Annotated in this window: 16 protein-coding genes and 3 riboswitches; of the genes, 8 read left to right on the top strand and 8 right to left on the bottom strand. The window is 53.9% G+C overall.

Translation table 11 applies throughout. The features are described from left to right. Nucleotides 1–219: 219 nt before the first annotated feature. Nucleotides 220–1,407 carry a hypothetical protein gene (locus J3482_RS05950; RefSeq protein ID WP_146821853.1) on the top strand — a complete coding sequence of 396 codons (1,188 nt, stop codon included), beginning with the start codon at nucleotides 220–222 and terminating at the stop codon, nucleotides 1,405–1,407. A 37-nt stretch (nucleotides 1,408–1,444) separates the two neighbouring features. Here J3482_RS05950 and J3482_RS21775 read toward each other — a convergent pair whose 3' ends face one another. The 4 genes from J3482_RS21775 to J3482_RS05970 form a co-directional block, all read right to left on the bottom strand. Then, on the bottom strand, nucleotides 1,445–1,735 hold the full coding sequence (locus tag J3482_RS21775; protein ID WP_146821897.1) for a TOBE domain-containing protein: 291 nt from the start codon (nucleotides 1,733–1,735) through the stop codon (nucleotides 1,445–1,447). A gap of 281 nt (nucleotides 1,736–2,016) precedes the next feature. Further along, a complete protein-coding gene (locus tag J3482_RS05960) occupies nucleotides 2,017–3,006 on the bottom strand; it encodes a homoserine dehydrogenase (RefSeq protein WP_146821854.1) in 990 nt (329 codons plus the stop codon). 127 nt (nucleotides 3,007–3,133) lie between these two features. Next, a riboswitch (SAM riboswitch) is annotated at nucleotides 3,134–3,236 on the bottom strand. Between the two features lie 122 nt (nucleotides 3,237–3,358). Next, entirely contained in the window at nucleotides 3,359–5,011 is a 1,653-nt protein-coding gene (locus tag J3482_RS05965; protein ID WP_206919087.1) for an APC family permease, read from the bottom strand. 192 nt (nucleotides 5,012–5,203) lie between these two features. Then, a complete protein-coding gene (locus tag J3482_RS05970) occupies nucleotides 5,204–5,731 on the bottom strand; it encodes a helix-turn-helix domain-containing protein (RefSeq protein WP_146821855.1) in 528 nt (175 codons plus the stop codon). A 120-nt stretch (nucleotides 5,732–5,851) separates the two neighbouring features. On the opposite strand from J3482_RS05970, the gene J3482_RS05975 reads away from it, so the two are divergent. From J3482_RS05975 to J3482_RS06000, 6 genes are all read left to right on the top strand, one after another. Continuing rightward, nucleotides 5,852–6,229, top strand: coding sequence for a hypothetical protein (locus J3482_RS05975; protein ID WP_206919998.1), 378 nt, complete (start codon nucleotides 5,852–5,854; stop codon nucleotides 6,227–6,229). 276 nt (nucleotides 6,230–6,505) lie between these two features. Then, nucleotides 6,506–8,101: a spore germination protein gene (locus J3482_RS05980; RefSeq protein ID WP_146821857.1), complete on the top strand. Its 1,596-nt coding sequence runs from the start codon at nucleotides 6,506–6,508 to the stop codon at nucleotides 8,099–8,101. A gap of 15 nt (nucleotides 8,102–8,116) precedes the next feature. Beyond that, entirely contained in the window at nucleotides 8,117–9,223 is a 1,107-nt protein-coding gene (locus tag J3482_RS05985; protein ID WP_146821858.1) for a GerAB/ArcD/ProY family transporter, read from the top strand. Next, entirely contained in the window at nucleotides 9,216–10,541 is a 1,326-nt protein-coding gene (locus J3482_RS05990; RefSeq protein ID WP_146821859.1) for a Ger(x)C family spore germination protein, read from the top strand. Before J3482_RS05985 ends, J3482_RS05990 begins: the two co-directional genes overlap by 8 nt. Beyond that, nucleotides 10,538–10,762, top strand: a complete 225-nt coding sequence (locus J3482_RS05995) for a hypothetical protein (RefSeq protein ID WP_146821860.1) — start codon at nucleotides 10,538–10,540, stop codon at nucleotides 10,760–10,762. Before J3482_RS05990 ends, J3482_RS05995 begins: the two co-directional genes overlap by 4 nt. 57 nt (nucleotides 10,763–10,819) lie before the next feature. Beyond that, nucleotides 10,820–10,918, top strand: a riboswitch (TPP riboswitch). 81 nt (nucleotides 10,919–10,999) lie between these two features. Then, a complete protein-coding gene (locus J3482_RS06000) occupies nucleotides 11,000–11,557 on the top strand; it encodes an ECF transporter S component (RefSeq protein WP_206918389.1) in 558 nt (185 codons plus the stop codon). Between the two features lie 107 nt (nucleotides 11,558–11,664). Here the strand turns inward: J3482_RS06000 and J3482_RS06005 are convergent, their stop codons facing one another. From J3482_RS06005 to thiE, 4 genes are all read right to left on the bottom strand, one after another. Then, a complete protein-coding gene (locus J3482_RS06005; protein WP_146821862.1) occupies nucleotides 11,665–12,468 on the bottom strand; it encodes a thiazole synthase in 804 nt (267 codons plus the stop codon). Between the two features lie 51 nt (nucleotides 12,469–12,519). Further along, nucleotides 12,520–12,720 carry a sulfur carrier protein ThiS gene (thiS, locus tag J3482_RS06010; protein ID WP_223204020.1) on the bottom strand — a complete coding sequence of 67 codons (201 nt, stop codon included), beginning with the start codon at nucleotides 12,718–12,720 and terminating at the stop codon, nucleotides 12,520–12,522. A gap of 5 nt (nucleotides 12,721–12,725) precedes the next feature. Further along, nucleotides 12,726–13,856, bottom strand: a complete 1,131-nt coding sequence (gene thiO / locus J3482_RS06015; protein WP_146821863.1) for a glycine oxidase ThiO — start codon at nucleotides 13,854–13,856, stop codon at nucleotides 12,726–12,728. A 74-nt stretch (nucleotides 13,857–13,930) separates the two neighbouring features. Further along, on the bottom strand, nucleotides 13,931–14,611 hold the full coding sequence (gene thiE, locus J3482_RS06020; protein WP_146821864.1) for a thiamine phosphate synthase: 681 nt from the start codon (nucleotides 14,609–14,611) through the stop codon (nucleotides 13,931–13,933). 228 nt (nucleotides 14,612–14,839) lie between these two features. On the opposite strand from thiE, the gene J3482_RS06025 reads away from it, so the two are divergent. Next, the gene (locus tag J3482_RS06025) at nucleotides 14,840–15,871 is read left to right on the top strand and encodes a ThiF family adenylyltransferase (RefSeq protein ID WP_146821865.1); all 1,032 of its coding nucleotides are present in this window, start codon (nucleotides 14,840–14,842) and stop codon (nucleotides 15,869–15,871) included. Nucleotides 15,872–15,931: 60 nt separating this feature from the next. Beyond that, a riboswitch (TPP riboswitch) is annotated at nucleotides 15,932–16,031 on the top strand. Nucleotides 16,032–16,047: the final 16 nt, after the last annotated feature.

Consider the following 16,047-nt stretch of genomic DNA (forward strand, 5'->3'; position numbering starts at 1 on the left):
ATTGAAGGACGTGGTGAAAGCTGAACGACCGCGTGTGTTCTTTGGTCATGATGCGAATAGGTAAATCTGTGGCTGATCTATCCGGCTGCGATGTAAAGTTTTGATGGATGTGACGAAGATCCTCGATTATTGTCCATTGTCCGTATAGAATGAGACATAAAGCGTTAGGCTCGTGCGAATATATGCATAGTCGAGTTTGTCGAATTGCGAGGGTGGACAATGCGTACATTGAGTGGATACGAGGCATTGGAAATTGCCGATAAATATGGAGTTTCATTATATGATCGCTATTACGAAAAGGAGATCTCGCTGGAAGAGGCACAGCAGTTTGTGGAGAGTCAGCGAGATCCGCATTCGTTTCTTGTAAAACATTGGCCAGATAGTGATGAAGAAGCGGAAACGGTGGTTCTTGCGAACGCATTGAAGCGCTTGAAAGAGGAGCGCATCGCTGCGGGAACGATTGACGAATTGGCGAGTATGCCCGACAACCCGATTCATCCATTCGCAGCGGAACTCGCCGCAGAACGCCTCGCGGATCAGAACCGACTGCAAATTGTCGACGCGTTTGCGGAAAGTCTTTCATATCGGCTGCCACAGCGTGTGCAATTGAGCACAGGTTTTCTCGATCACCTCGCTGGACTGGTCTGCGAAGATTGCGCCCACATGTCACTCGATGAACCGTTTCATGAAGATTGCCTTGCGTCGCTGATTGATTTCATCCGCAGTGAGTCGTTCACGGTATCCGACATTGTCGAGATGCGGGAAGTGAAGTTCCAGAACGGCAAATTGACCAAGATGTTGCGGCCGGGTTTTGGACTGTTGAGCAAGAAGGTGTCGGAGACGAGATCGAGATGGCAGTCAGTATTTAAACCGATGCTTCATCGAGAATCAGATGCGCAGAACTCGCGTGACGCGCACCGACACGACGGCGGGACATCTCAGGCAACCGGACGCGATGCGGCGCAGCAGTCGTCCCAGCTGTACGAGGATGTGGTCGACCGTGCATTGGACGACATGCAGGCGACGCGCGTCTCACCGCGTGTTCCAGTCGCGCCAAAGGTATCTGGAGGCGAGGAGACAGCAGGGGAGAATCGCGCTGAACAGCGCCCGGTTGTCACTAAGAATGATTTGATTGCGTACTTAGAGTCCATTGAAATCATTGATGACCATGGACAGATGACGAAACTACACCAGGAGCAACGGGCACTCCAGTCGCAACTGGCGGCCAAGGATGAGGAAATCTACCGCCTGCACAAGCAAATCGAGTATTGGCAGAAGCAGTGCGACGAAATTCAACGTGACATGGACACCTTGATTGAGGCGATGCAAATCGCGAAGCGTCGTTCCTCGTCGACGAACGTGGCGAGTTCACCTGTGGTCGAGGCGACGTTCGAGAGCAAATCGTAAATCAGCACAAGTGGCATGGTGCACAGGCCGACCGTCTTCAAGTGAATGAATTGACGACGGTGGCCTGTGTCGGTCGCCAAAACACGGATTGCCCCATACTGTACTCAGTCGGCCGCAATTGGCGGATGTACAGTTGGCCCAGTGGGCTATGTAGCTCATACTCCGTCACACTACCCTGATAGCGAACGCGCTCTACGGTAGTGGGTAGGCCTTCGCCAGTTGTCGACCATTCTGGTCGGATGAAAAGATGGACGCGTTCTCCGACGACCAGTTGGTGTGGACAACTTATTGTGAGACGCAGAGAATGCTCGCCGCTGACGTCCCACAGCCTGCCGTGAGCCCCACTACGAGCATCGCGCCTGAATTGTCGATAAAATCAGATATTTTTTCCGGAATCGCACAACCATCATCGTCATTTCAAGTGGCATCATAGTTTTATCGTAACGATGATTTGTGTAAAACCGTTTAATTTCGGGTTAGGAAAGTGTTAAGGTGCGTTGAAGGGTGGGGGGATTGGGGGGAATGCTGGTGCGCTGTGGTTTGGAGGATTCCACCGCAGTAATCGTTGTACGACCGCCCCAGTGCTGCCCAATCCCGCTGCGCCGCCCCTCACACTGACAGTGAAACCTGCAACTTCTGTGCAATTTTGAGCACGTCTTCGAGGACGGCACTCGCTGTCGGCAGTGCGCCTGCGCCCGGGCCAGATAGGGTGATGGTGCCCGATGCGTCGCCGTCGATACAGATGGCGTTTTGGACGTCGTCGATGGCGTAGAGTGGATCATCAAGGGTGAGAGTCTCTGGTCCGACGTGCCAGTTGACGAGACCTGACGCTACATCCCATTCTGCCGAGACGATGTGTTTGATTTTGCAGTTTTGCGTTTGCGCTGTGCGGATGTCTGCTTGGGATATGGAGCGAATGCCTTCGATTTCCGTGCCGACGCGCGCGTCTTGCGGAACACCGATGCAGTCGAGTAAAATTTGGAGTTTGCACCAGGCGTCAATGCCGTCTACGTCCATGTCTGGATTCGCTTCGGCGTAGCCAAGCGCTTGGGCGGCGCGAAGGGCGTCGGCGAATGCGAGTCCTTCTTGGTGCATCCGGGTGAGGATGTAATTCGATGTGCCGTTCATGATGCCACGCAGGCGGACAATTTGGCTTATGTGAAAGTAGGTCTCTAGGGTGTGCACAACCGGAATGCCTGCGAGCACGCTCGCTTCGAAGCGGACAAATTGGCCGTATTCGCGTGCGACCCGACGAATCTCTTCGCCGTATTTGGCCATGAGTTCCTTGTTGGCGGTGACGACAGATTTTCCGTGCCGGAGGGCGTAGAGCACCGCATCTCGCGCGCTGTCCGTGCCTCCCATGACCTCGATGACGACATCGATGTCGTCATCTGCACACACTTGTATCCAGTCGGTATGTAACTTCGCTGTGTCTACAATGTTGTCCCGCGGTTGATCTAAGTCGCGCACGACAATGCCACGCACATCGATTGAGAGTCCACGTTCCTTCCGTAGCGTGTCGCGTTTGTCGGCGAGTACGCGTAAAATGCCGGTGCCCACCACACCGCACCCCAGTAATCCAATGTTGATGTTGTCCATGCTATGTCCTCCTCAGGCAGCTGTCAGAATCGTCTGGCTGAGATCCACGCGCTGTGCCCGCGGTGGGGGTGCCCAGTTGATAAAAAAGGACATCTCCCAGAGGGAGATGTCCTTTTGGACGGCATCCCTCTTATCTCCCAGGACGATTGTCCTGCAGGAATTAGCACCATCCGATTTACGGTGGTTGCCGGGCTTCATCGGGCCAGTCCCTCCGCCGCTCTTGATAAGAAGATCTACAATATTTCGTTCAGTTGTGTGGATAAAGATTACACTGGGTAAACAGTTTTGTCAACAGATTAACAAAGGATCTTATCGAACGTAATCCGATATCTTTCGATACCTTCTGAGAAACTTACAGGCTCGTGGACGGCAAATCTGCAGCCGCGTCCGCTGTCTGCCCTAGTGGTGATGCGCTGGCGCGGATTTCTGTTTCATAATCCGTTTGAGCACGTTGGAGATATGGCGTCACCCAAGCACTTCGCACACCCCAGTAGAAGAAGGCGAGGGAGCCCACGGCCACGACTAACAAGTCTATGCCATAGGGGATGACTTGAATGCCCCCAAATTGCGCACTGCCGAGGAATGACACGAGAATCATGAACGCGAGATAGGCAATCATCCAAATACTAGATTTGAGATGTTTGCCAAATCCTTTGAACCCCTCATTCCGATATTGGAAGAAAAGGTAGATAGGCAACCCGACAAGAATCACGAAGATGACACGTCCCGTAGATGGCCAGGTGCCTGCGTACAGAATCAAGGAGGCCATCACGAAAGCGATGGGTGCTAGTATTTTCAAACCCTTGACGCGCACGCTCGAACCCATGCCATCCGCGACGTCGCGGAATGCCAACGCCGATACAGGGCCCGTCGTGTAGGATAATAGGGTCGCAATGGAAATGACGGTGGACAGTTGCCCCCAACCGCGGAACAGTATCAGAAACAAATACGCGATGACGAGATTAGCCCACATGGCTCGGCGAGGAATCCGCCACTTTGGATGCACATGGGCGAACGATTTCGCCAGCCAACCGTTTTCACTGATGCCAAAAATCATACGGGCCGTGGTCGCTGTATACGTGATGCCCGTTCCAGACGGAGACACGAATGCGTCCGCAAACAAGATGATGGCCAGCCAATTCAGGCCAAAAGCCATGGCCAAGTTTGCAAAAGGTGAGTCAAAGTTCAAATGAGCGAAACCGTTGGCGAGCATCGCAGGTGTCAAGCTGCCAATAAAGGCCACTTGTAGCAAGAGATAGATGACGGCGGCCAACAGGATTGACCCGACGACGGCAATTGGCACAGAACGATTTGGACGTTTTACCTCACCGGCCAAATTGACGGGGCTGGTAAAACCGTTAAATGCAAAAACAATACCTGAAGTTGCGACAGCCGTGAGTACACCTGACCAACCAAAGGGCGTAAACCCGCCGTGTTGCGAGAAGTTTTCGCTGTGGAACCCACTGCAAAGCAAAGCTATCGCAGTTAAACCTGGAATCACGAACTTGAGCACGGTGATGAACGTGTTGACGCGTGCAAATAGTTGGACGGTCCAGAAGTTGATTAAAAAGTAGATGAAAACCAGGACGGCGGCCAACCATAGGCCGGTGGCAGTCAACGTTTGAGAACTGGTCGAATAGAGCGCATGTGTCCAAGCGAAGGGCCACGAACTCATGTATTGAATCGAGGCCTCTGCTTCAATTGGAATGACGGAAACGATGGCAATCCAATTTGACCACCCAGAGATGAAACCAATGACAGATCCGTGTGAGTACTGGGCGTAGCGGACCATCCCGCCAGATTCCGGGAATCGCGCGCCGAGCTCAGCATAGACTAGGCCAATGAAGAGCACCATGACCATGCCGATAATCCAAGCCACGACAGCTGCTGGACCCGCGACGACCACTGCTTTCTGCGCGCCAAACAACCAGCCTGAGCCGATGATCGAGCCGACGCCGGTCATCATCAGGCCAAACGTGCCAATATTTCTGTTTAACTTTTGCAATACGCCCCCTCCTCTGTGTGTATGACTTGGTTCGAAATGTGCGAGGTGAATTATCAGAATTGGAATTAAATTTAACTTTCAATAGTTAGAAAGAGGGAATTCACCCGCAGTCACAGTATATCATGTGAAATAGAAGCGCTTCAATTTGTTTTATAAAAAAATGACACCGTTTACATCTGCGTCCGCACGGCATTAGCGGTGCGTGGTGATGTCATCACCATCGAGCAGTTTTGGGGACAAGGCCAACAACTGATCACACAGAAGATACAACTGTTTGTCGGTCAGTTTTGAGACGTCTCCTGTCACAATATCTAACACCAGCTGTACGTGTTCAGGACTGTATGCACGACCGTTCGCGGTGATGTCGTGAATGGTTTGGTAGACTCGCTCTTTGATAGCGAGTTGGCGCGCTTCGTTTTGTGAGAATTGCGCGGCGCGACGGCGGGTTGACATCAGTTCAAGTGTCAGTCGCTGGACTTCCTCTTGCAGTTCGTCAATTTGCCTACGCTCCGGCCTGCGTGACTGGATGAAGGCCTCTACGCTCGCACGTGGCACGCGCCAGCCCTCTTTGCGATTTCGCGCGCCTTTTGGCATAAAGGCCCCTTCAATTTTGCCTTCCCGCACCCAGGTACGCGTCATTTGAATGGATGATGTGACACCCGCTTCTGACAATGCGGCAAATACTTCGTCGATAGTAAGTAAATCGTCCGTCGTGTCCATACACCCTTTCTGCAAGTGAAATTGCGATAAACAGCCCCGCTGTGGAGGATGAAAATGGGACATGCAACTAATCGTAGCATGCTAATATTAGTATTATAACATTAAGGTGGTTTCGTTCCAATGGCGCAAACAAACGTGTATCTGTACGGGTCTAGGCGACCATACTGCTTGTGGGTGTATCTGGGTGTATCCAAGCGAGGTGACGGATTCATGTTTGAGCGATTTCAAAATGTCCACGTGACCATTACCGACCACTCGTTTCTACGAACGATTCCATTGAAGAACGTCGATGCTTTTTTGCGCTCCCGCGGATGGAAGGTGCGTACCTACCAAAATCTAATGATTTACGACGATCCGGTTTCGCGTCGAACGATTGAACTGTCGCGAAATGAAGACTATGACTATTCTGGGCGCCTGCAAACTGCGCTTGAGATCATGCAGGACATTTTTCAGTACAATCAATTGGTTTTAGTAGAAAAGATCTTGGGGACGATGTGAATCGGCGCCGTATGGGTGGCATGGGTGGCACTTTACATCCATCGTGCATCGTGCGGCACTGACGCGTAAGTTTATTCTGGTAGTATCCTCCCAAGGGTCGCACCATCCTTTTCAATTCTTTTCAATCCTTTTATCCCCTCAAGGTCGTACAGCTGAAATACGCAGCGTGACTGTTTGGTGTGCGTCGGCGATCCTCAATGTGGTTTTAATACCTTTTATTGCATGTTCAAGGTCATCTTTGGGGAATGTATATCGTAGTTCTGCGAGGAGGACGGTATGAGGCCTTATCGACGAATGAAGCGACCCAAAAGTATCATTCCTGAGGTGAGATTGCCCGACCCAGTCCCAGAAGCGGGAGATTTGCTGGATAAGGCGCTGGAGGTCAAGGAGAAGCAGTTGCGCGAAACCTTTGCCAATTGCTCCGATGTCGTGTTTCGGCACATTGTTTGTCCAGATGCGGTGGGGCAGGGGATTCGTATGCTGATTACCTATGTCGACGGACTTGTTGACACCAAGCACCTGGACGAGGCCGTTTTGCAGGTGCTGATGCGTCAACCCTTGCCGCCGGCACCCGCTGTCACGGCGGCTTGGGTGCAGGAAATATTGGCCGACAGAGCCGTACCTGCGGCACAAGTGGGTGTGGTGACAACCTACGACGAAGTGGTGGCATTTGTCCTGAAGGGCAGTGTCACCATGTGTGTCGATGGAGACGAGGCGGCTTTGACCTTAAGCGTCGTGGGCTGGAAGCAACGTGGCATCGAAGAACCGCCGTCGGAACCGGTCATTCGTGGTCCTCGCGAGGGGTTTGTCGAGTCTTTGCGAACGAATACGGCCATGGTGCGGCGGCGCATTCGCAGTCCGAAATTGAAGATGCAAACCTTCACAATTGGTGAATTTACAAAAACCGATGTGGTGCTGGCTTACGTGGACGGAATCGCTGAACCTTCCGTGGTTGAGGAGGCGCGGCGGCGCATTCAGCGCATTGATATTGACGCTGTACTCGAATCAGCATTTCTTGAGGAATTTATTGAGGACAGTCCGAAGTCTCCCTTTCCGCAAGTACAGAGCACGGAGCGGCCCGATGTGGTCTCCGCAAATTTGTTGGAGGGCAGGTTTGCCATTTTTACAGATGGTACGCCGTTTGCGTTGGTGGCTCCAGTGGTTTTCTGGGGGGCGCTCAATGCGAACGAAGATTATTATGAGCGGACCTTTATGTCGAGTTTTTTGCGGATCTTGAGAATTACGTTTATGCTGGTGAGCCTTCTTTTGCCATCCGTCTACGTCGCCATGGCGACATTTCAACAGGAAATGATTCCAACGACACTTTTGATGAGCATCTCGGCAGCCCGTGAATCTACCCCGTTTCCGGCCGTCATTGAGGCGCTGTTCATGGAAATCGTGTTTGAAGCCCTGCGTGAGGCCGGCGTTCGCATGCCGAAGCAAATTGGGCAAGCGATGAGTATCGTCGGCGCGTTGGTCATTGGTCAGGCGGCCGTGGAAGCCGGGATTATTTCGGCGCCGATGGTCATTGTCGTGTCATTTACAGGCATCGCTTCGTTTACGTTTCCGCGTTACAACTTTGGTATCGCGATTCGACTTCTCCGTTTCCCAATGCTCATTTTATCAGGGATTTTTGGAATTTATGGAATCGCCATTGGCATTGTGATTCTCGTCATCCACTTGGTGTCCCTGCGGTCGTTCGGCGTTCCCTATTTCACACCGGTTGGGCCGATGCATTTTCAGGATTTTCGGGACGTGTTCATCCGCGTTCCTCGTTGGGCGATGCGGTATCGCGGAGGGATGACGGCCAAGCAAAATACCATACGAATTCCAGCTGGGCAGCAGCCGGGTCCGCAGCAGGATAAGGAGTAGACTAGGGGGGAAGGTATGAGTTCGATACAGCGGATTTCGCGATGGCAATTTGTCATGTTATTACTCCCCATTGTCATTGCGACAGAAATTCTGCCAGTGACAGATCTGTCCGCAAAGTTTGCCCATCAGCGCACTTGGCTCGCGATGATTCCAGCGACACTGACAGGCATTTGGAGCATCTGGGTGATGACAGAACTGGCGCGGCGCCATCCTGGTCAAAGTATCATTCAATACGCGATGGACATCCTCGGCAAATGGGGGGGGCGTGCGTTTGGTGTCATCATCATTCTGCAGACATTTATTTACACGACGAAGGTCGCCGCGGAGATGATGACCTTCATTTCGATGTTTGCACTTCCGCGCACGCCAAAACCGATGATTCTCGGGCTATTTCTATTCGCATGTGGAGTCGCGGTATGGGCAGGCATCGAAGTCATCGCGCGTTGCGCGGAGACGTTTATTCCGATTACCATCACGTTTTTCCTCTTCGTATTCATTTGTTTGTTGCCGAATATGCGTCCAGCTTATGTCCGCCCCGTGTTGGGGCCGGACTGGTTTGAAACCGTCATTCAGGCGGCGATTGTGCCATCGGCCTGGTACGGGGAATTCCTGCTGATGGGATTTCTGTTGCCCTTTTTGGAGACGAGCAAAAACGTTCGCCGCATGTCGTATTACCTGCTGACGTTCATCGGCGTGTTTGTCGTGATGATAGCGCTCCAAAGCACCATGGTCGCAGGGCCGCTCATCGAGAAACTGACGTACTCTTACTACATTACCGCCAGGTACATCAGCTTGGGTGACTTTTTTGAGCGAATTGACCCACTCATCATTTCGATTTGGATGTACGGGCTAGTGGTGAAAGAGGCGGTCTGTTTGTTTGTGTTTGCAACCTGTGTGACGCAGTTAACCGGATTGTCTGATCACCGATTAATTGTCATGCCAGTGACCATATTGACGATGATTGGGTGTCTGTGGATGTTCCCGAATTTGGCAGAACTGCGCAGCTTCTTGACTTATACGTTTCCCATAGAAGGGATGGTCGTCCAGAATATTTTGCCCACGTTCCTGTTAGCCGTCGACATGCTCAGGCGCGGGCTGGATAGGTCGCCTGCCCATGCGTAACCTGCGCAAATGGCTCCTTATCTTCACAACGATTTGCTTGATTCTGCCGCTTTCCGGGTGTTGGGATAGGAAAGAGGTCAACGAACTCGCACTCGTCATGGCAGAGGCTATCGATTTAACCCCGGATAACCGCGTTCTCGTGAGTGCACAAGTAGCTATCCCATCGCGGGTCGGTGGTGCTCAGACAGGATTGAGTGGTGGCTCAGGCGGCAAGAGTTTCTTTATGATTAGCGCCACGGGCCGCAGTGTCAGTGAGGCGGACACCAATGTTCAGAAGAAGCTTCCCCGGCAGTTGTATTTGCCGCACCTGCGTATCATTCTGATTGGTGACCAGATGGCCAAAACCGGAATGATGGATATTCTCGATCACTTTGGGAGAAATCCCCCTAATCGCCTGCGCACGGCGATTTTGGTTGCGAAGGACAGCGATGCGCAATCCCTGCTAAATACCACGTATCCGTTGGAGAGCTTATCCGGTGAGGCGATTCGTAAGTTGGAGCGTCAACTGACGGGGTCGAACACGACCTTGATGGATTTTATGATTCAATCGGCTAGTGAAGGTTCAGACCAGATGGCAAGCGCGATTGACATCAGGCCGGCACAAGAGTCACCAGGTACAGACTCTTCAGACACTGGTGGAACGAATGGGAGCACAGGCGATTCGAGCAGTCAGGGCGAAGAGAGCGAGGATACGGAGCCCGCATTTTCATTTGATCACTGCGCGGTGTTCCGCAATTTAAAACTGGTCGGATACCTAAATCCGGACGACACGATGTTGTTGGAGTGGATGCTCGGCAGGCTAAAGTACACCGTGTTGACAATGCAAGTACCAAAGACGGGGAAGACCATCAGCGTGGACTTGACTCAGGCGCACAGGCGTGTCCGCACGCAAGTACGAGGAAATCAAGTATCCGTGCAGTATCAGCTATCCGGGGCAGCGATGCTGCTAGAAAACCAGACGGGTCTTGACGCTGACGACCCTGAAGTGTTGAAAACGTTTCAGACGGCTGTGAACGCCTATGCTGTTCGCGCTGCACAGCACTGTTTAAATACACTGAGTAAACAACTCGATGCCGACCCGACCGGGGTCGGGCTGATGATTTATCGACAGCATCCTTACGATTGGGAGCGACTCAAGGACAATTGGCACCATATCTTTCAAACGGTGCACTTTACGGTTCATGCAAACGTCAGGATTGTCGAAGGCGGTAAATCTGGTCCGCCGATTTACGAGAAGACACACCGCGGTATTCGCGGAGAAGGGGCATCCGGAAATAGTAAGGATGAAGAAATGTCCAGTATCGGAGGCAGCCGATGATTCAAGTTTTCTTTTTCCTTTTTGCGCTGGCAGCCGCATCGTGGGTGCAAATTCGCTTTTTCGTCCCTGTTGAAACGAAAAGAGAATGGGGCGTGTTCACGTGTTTGATGAGCCTAGTAGCGGTCGTGGGGACGAGCTTAATCCTGGATAGTTCGCTACCGAATCCGTTATCGCTTGTGCGCGGGCTCATCGAACCTTTTGGTCACAGCATTCTACATTGATAGCGCAGATTTGCAATGGTTGCTAAACTAAGAGGCGGGAATTTAATTTCATACGATGCGAGGCGCTAGGGGTGCCATATGGCTGAGAGGCAGAGGATGCTAACCCTTTCACCCGATCTGGGTAATACCAGCGTGGGGAAGTGCCGCAGACTTAGCAGACCTCGTCACGCGTTGTTCGCCGACGAGGTCTTTTGGCATTGCCTGAGCGCACGCAAACTCTGGGAGGCGTTGTGCAAAATGGGCTGGAAGTTGCGAGAAATTGTCACGATGGTCATTCTGTCTGTGGTTTGCGGGGCTATCTACCGCGCGTGGGATGTCGTCACAAATCTGTTCAGCATCGGTTGGGTGCCTGGGCAGGGCATGATAAACGGACTTTGGTGGCTGGCTTCAGGTCTCATACCATACATCGTTCGCCGTCCGGGCGCTGCGCTTATGTCCGAAGTGATTGCGGCGGTTGTCGAGCTCGGACTGGGGAGCAACTGGGGCCTTGGCGGGCTTTTGTCGGGCCTCGTTCAGGGGATTGGTGCGGAAGTTGCATTTCTCTTGTTCGGGTGGCGCAAGTATCACGGGTCGATTTTGATGCTTTCCGGTGCGCTAGCTGGCATTGCTTTTAGCCTTCAATGGTATGTTCAGTACGGGGGTCACATGTACCAGGCCTCCATCGTCGTCTTCTACACCGTCATTACGATGGTGAGTGGGGCAGTACTCGGAGGGCTCTTGCCCAAGTGGCTGGCTGACGCGCTGAAGCGCACGGGCGTTCTTCGCAACTTTCAAATCGCCAAAAAATCGGCGTGATACATACAGGGCTGGCGTAAACGGGCCGCGGTGCGCGCGCTTTCCACCAGCCCTGTCATTTGTCCAGTATTTTCGCTACCGCCTTGGTGTTGCACTATGCTGCGCGACTAAGCCTTCGCGGTCGTCGGCGCGCTTTCCTTCGCGATGAGACCTGTCTCTGGACTGCTCGGCGAGGCCACTTCCGTGCGAGGAATGCGGCCGGCGAGGTAACTGAAGCGACCCGCCTGAACGCCCAGCGCCATGGCCCGAGCCATTTGCACCGGGTTCGTTGCCTTCGCAATGGCCGTATTGACCAAAACCGCATCTGCCCCCAGTTCCATGGCCAGGGACGCGTCCGATGGCGCGCCGATACCTGCGTCGATCACGACGGGCACCCGCCCATCGACCAGTTCAATGATTCGTCGCAGGCGTTCCGGATTGGGGAGCCCTTGCCCGGTTCCAATGGCGGATCCAAATGGCATGATGGTCGCGCAGCCGACGTCGAGCAAGCGCCGGGCGACGGTGTGGTCGTCAGTCGTGTACGGGAGGACCACAAATCCCTCGTTGACGAGGATTTCTGCCGCTTCCACAGTAGCGACTGGGTCGGGTAAAAGCGTCCCGTCGTCTGGAATCACCTCGAGTTTGACCCAGTTCGATAAACCCGCAGCACGTGCGAGGCGCGCGGTGCGAACGGCCTCGTCAGCCGTGTGGCAACCAGCGGTATTTGGGAGTAAGAAATACTTGTCGAGATTGATATAAGCGAGCAGCGATTCTTCGCGTGCCTCCAGATTCACCCGCCTGACGGCGACGGTTACGATTTCTGCGCCTGACGCGGCGAGTGCGTCGCGCATGACGGGAAGCGATGGATATTTGCCTGTCCCCACCATTAAGCGAGATGTAAACGTACGTCCCGCAATCGTGAATCCATCCATGCGTTCATCCTCCTTTGACGTTTCTACATCTGTTGTGCGGATACAGTTCAATCAACCACCGCCGACGAAACGGACGATTTCCAACGTGTCGCCTTCTTCGATGGTGGCTGTGGCAAAATCGCCCGGTTCGAGAATGTGTTGATTGTGCTCGACGGCAATGCGCTCGTGCCCCAAATCGAGTTGCTCCACGAGTTGTTGCACGGTGGAGTTCGCTGAAACTTCTAGGGATTTACCGTTGACAGTAATCTTCATCGCAGTCACCTCGGTTGGAACTGGTCTTGGAATGCGACGTGAAACGGTTGCCAACGCGCTGGCCACGGCTCTCTGGAGACGGACTGCACGACCATCTTGGCGGTCACGGGCGCGAGCAAGATGCCATTTCGAAAATGACCAACAGCCACGTGCAAACCTGGTGCGCCGGCCACTTCGCCAATCCAAGGTTGGCCATTTGGGGACCCGGGTCGAAGCCCCATCCACGTGCGCTCGAAGATAGCGTCCCGAAGGCCCGGGGCCATGCGGGCCACGGCGGTAAACAGCGTCGTCAACGCATCTATCGTCACGTCTCGGTTGTATCCGGCTTCGCGTTCCTCGGTGGCGCCAACCACAATGGTGCCGTCTCGTTTGGGCACGAGGTAGACGGGGGCACTGTAGATGGTGTGGCGAATCGCAAGCCCCTGCCGCGGCCGAATCGCGGCGAGTTGCCCTTTCACAGGGCGGATGGCGCAAGGCGTGGAGAACGGTTCCAACAAACGCTGTGACCAGGCGCCCGCAGCGACGACCACGGATTCCCCCCAGTAACTGCCTGTGGCGGTCTTGACCACATAGCCGTCGCCGGTCTTTTGGTGTTCAATATCGGTCACATGGCTGCCCTCGCACACCTGGCAGATTTGCTTCACGGCTGCGGCTAAAGCGCGCATGAGGAGTGGTGTGTTGACGTTGCTGTCGTCTGGTAACAGAAGCGCCCCTAACGCCTTTGCGAGATGTGGCTCTTGCCGTTTTACTTCGTCGGCGTCTAACCACTCGGCGCGCGCACCATGGTCAATCTGCCAACGCATTCGAGATTTCAGCGCTGTGACGTGGGTCGCGTCGAAGGCCATCTGGAGGATACCGTTGTGTGAAAGTTGGGCATCAATTCCCGTCAACGAGAACAACTCGTCGACAAACTGCGCATACAATGCACGGCTTTCCAGGCACAGTTGGTAAAAGGCACCGGGTTCTGAAACTTCCAATTGCGCGCCGAGCATCCCCGCTGCAGCACTCGAAGCTTCACCACCCAACTGGCCCTGTTCGAGCAGCAAAACGCGGCGCCCCGTTTGAGCGAGCCGCCAAGCGCTGGTCATTCCAATCGCGCCGCCGCCGATGACAATGACGTCAAACAGATTACGCACGTGGTTTCCGCCTTTCCTAAAATGACAAGTTATGCGCCTTGTGTCTGTCGCAATGCCGGTTTTTGATATATCTCCTAGTCATGCACTTTATTGTGTAACGTGCCAAATACGACTTTCGGGCTCGCCTTTGACTTCTCGATGGCGGACTTCAATTGCGCAGCCGCGCGACGTGGATCACTGGCTCCAAGTACTGCGCCGATGACAGCAATGCCACTGCATCCTGTCGCAAGTACGGTGTCGATATTGGTGTGGTCAATGCCGCCAATGGCGATGACGGGAATGGACAGCGCTTCGACCACGCGCTGCAGCGCGAAGACGCCGCGCGGCGGCAGTCCCGGGTGCGATTCACTGGCGAAAATGTGGCCGAACGTCACATAGTCCGCGCCTGCCCGCTCGGCTCGTTGCGCCTCTTCAAGACTGTGGACAGAACAGCCGATTTGGCCGGACCAACCCGCTTGCTTACGCAATGCGTCGACGACGGGCGCGGGGAGTGATTTGGCTGCTAGGTGTACGCCGGCACTGTCTGTCGCGATGGCGATATCAACTCGGTCGTTGACGAAAATGCGCGAAGAGAGCCGCTCCTCTGATAACGCTTGTTGCAGTTGTCGTACCTGCGAATACGTTTCTTGCGCGGGCGCCTTTTTCTCGCGAATTTGCAAGACGTCGGCACCGCCTTTCGCCGCTTCGACGAGCGCGTCAAAGAGCGGTAAGTGGTGTCGCTGCCGGTCACTAATCACATGTAAGACCGCGTTCATGGTTCACCTCACCATCAAAAAAGCCGTACCTGAATTATCAGGTACGGCGGGTTTCCATTTTGAACCCAACTAACACACCATTTTCTACCACATGATTTGTCAGACGTTCAATTCGGGATTAGGCTATCATGGGCGAGGCTGGATCGTCAAGGGAGTGACTGGAAAGCCAGCCCTTTTGCGGATGGTTCGAAACTGCGCTAAAGTGTCCGCAGGAGCGTGACAAGGGGGATGATCACGTTGAATCACGATAGATACTCGAGGCAGGTCCTGTTTCGACCGATTGGGGAGGACGGACAGGCTATGCTGCACCGCGCGCGTGTCGCCATTGTCGGGATGGGGGCGTTGGGCACGGTCTCGGCAACCCAACTCGTTCGCGCGGGTGTTGGTTTCGTCCGCCTGATTGACAGAGACATCATCGAACCGTCCAATTTGCAGCGGCAGTCGTTGTATGACGAAGCAGATGCCGCGCGCGGACGCGCCAAAGCGGAGGCGGCTGCGGATAAACTTAGACAGGCGAATCGCGACGTCGAAATTGAGGTGGCGATTGCGGATGTTCACTGGCGAAACGCGGAGCGGCTGCTGTCCGATGTCGACGTGATTGTCGATGGGACGGACAATTTTCAGGTACGATACCTTATCAACGACGTAGCGGTGAAGCATCAAATCGCCTGGTCGTACGGCGGCGCGGTCAGTTCCTATGGCACGACGGCGTTTATTCGCCCAGGAGAGACACCGTGTCTGGTCTGTCTGTTTGGGCCCAACACGCACAGTGGTGGACAGGATACGTGTGATACGGTGGGCGTCATTGCGCCCGTGGTGTCAATGATCGCCTCGCTGCAGGTAGCGGAGATATTCAAGTATCTGACGGGCAATGTCGATGCCCTGGCGAACGCGATTACGTATGTGGACGTGTGGAAAAATGAGTTTCGTAGCGTCCAGTTTGGACAGGCAAAAGCGGCGTGTCCATGTTGTCAACAGCACGAGTACGTGGCGTTGGCGACCCGGACGAATGACTTGACAGTCTCTTTATGCGGACGTCAAACGATACAGGTGCGGCCAGCGGCTAGCCTCCTTGTCTCACTGTCGCAAATGGCGGCTAGGCTTTCTTCGTTTGGCGAGGTGCGGCACAACGAGAACTTGCTGCGCTGCGACTTTGGCAACGTGCAAATCACGTTGTTTGCCGACGGTCGGGCGCTCATTCATGGTGTTGACAACGAAGTGGAAGCGCGTAGTCTTTACGCCAGATATATTGGCATGTGACAAGGGGGACCTTGCAATTGTCCAGCAGAGTGTAGTAATGTCATCGACAGATGAATTGAATAGAGCCACTAGGGGAGCAACATGCTGAGACAAGGGATACCTTGGACCCTTAGCACCTGATCTGGGTAATACCGGCGTAGGAAAGTGGCGGAGACGTGAGGATATTTCGGCGGACG

Origin of the sequence: Alicyclobacillus suci, assembly GCF_017329615.1 — a bacterium.
In the GTDB taxonomy this organism is placed as follows: Bacteria; Bacillota; Bacilli; order Alicyclobacillales; family Alicyclobacillaceae; genus Alicyclobacillus; species Alicyclobacillus suci.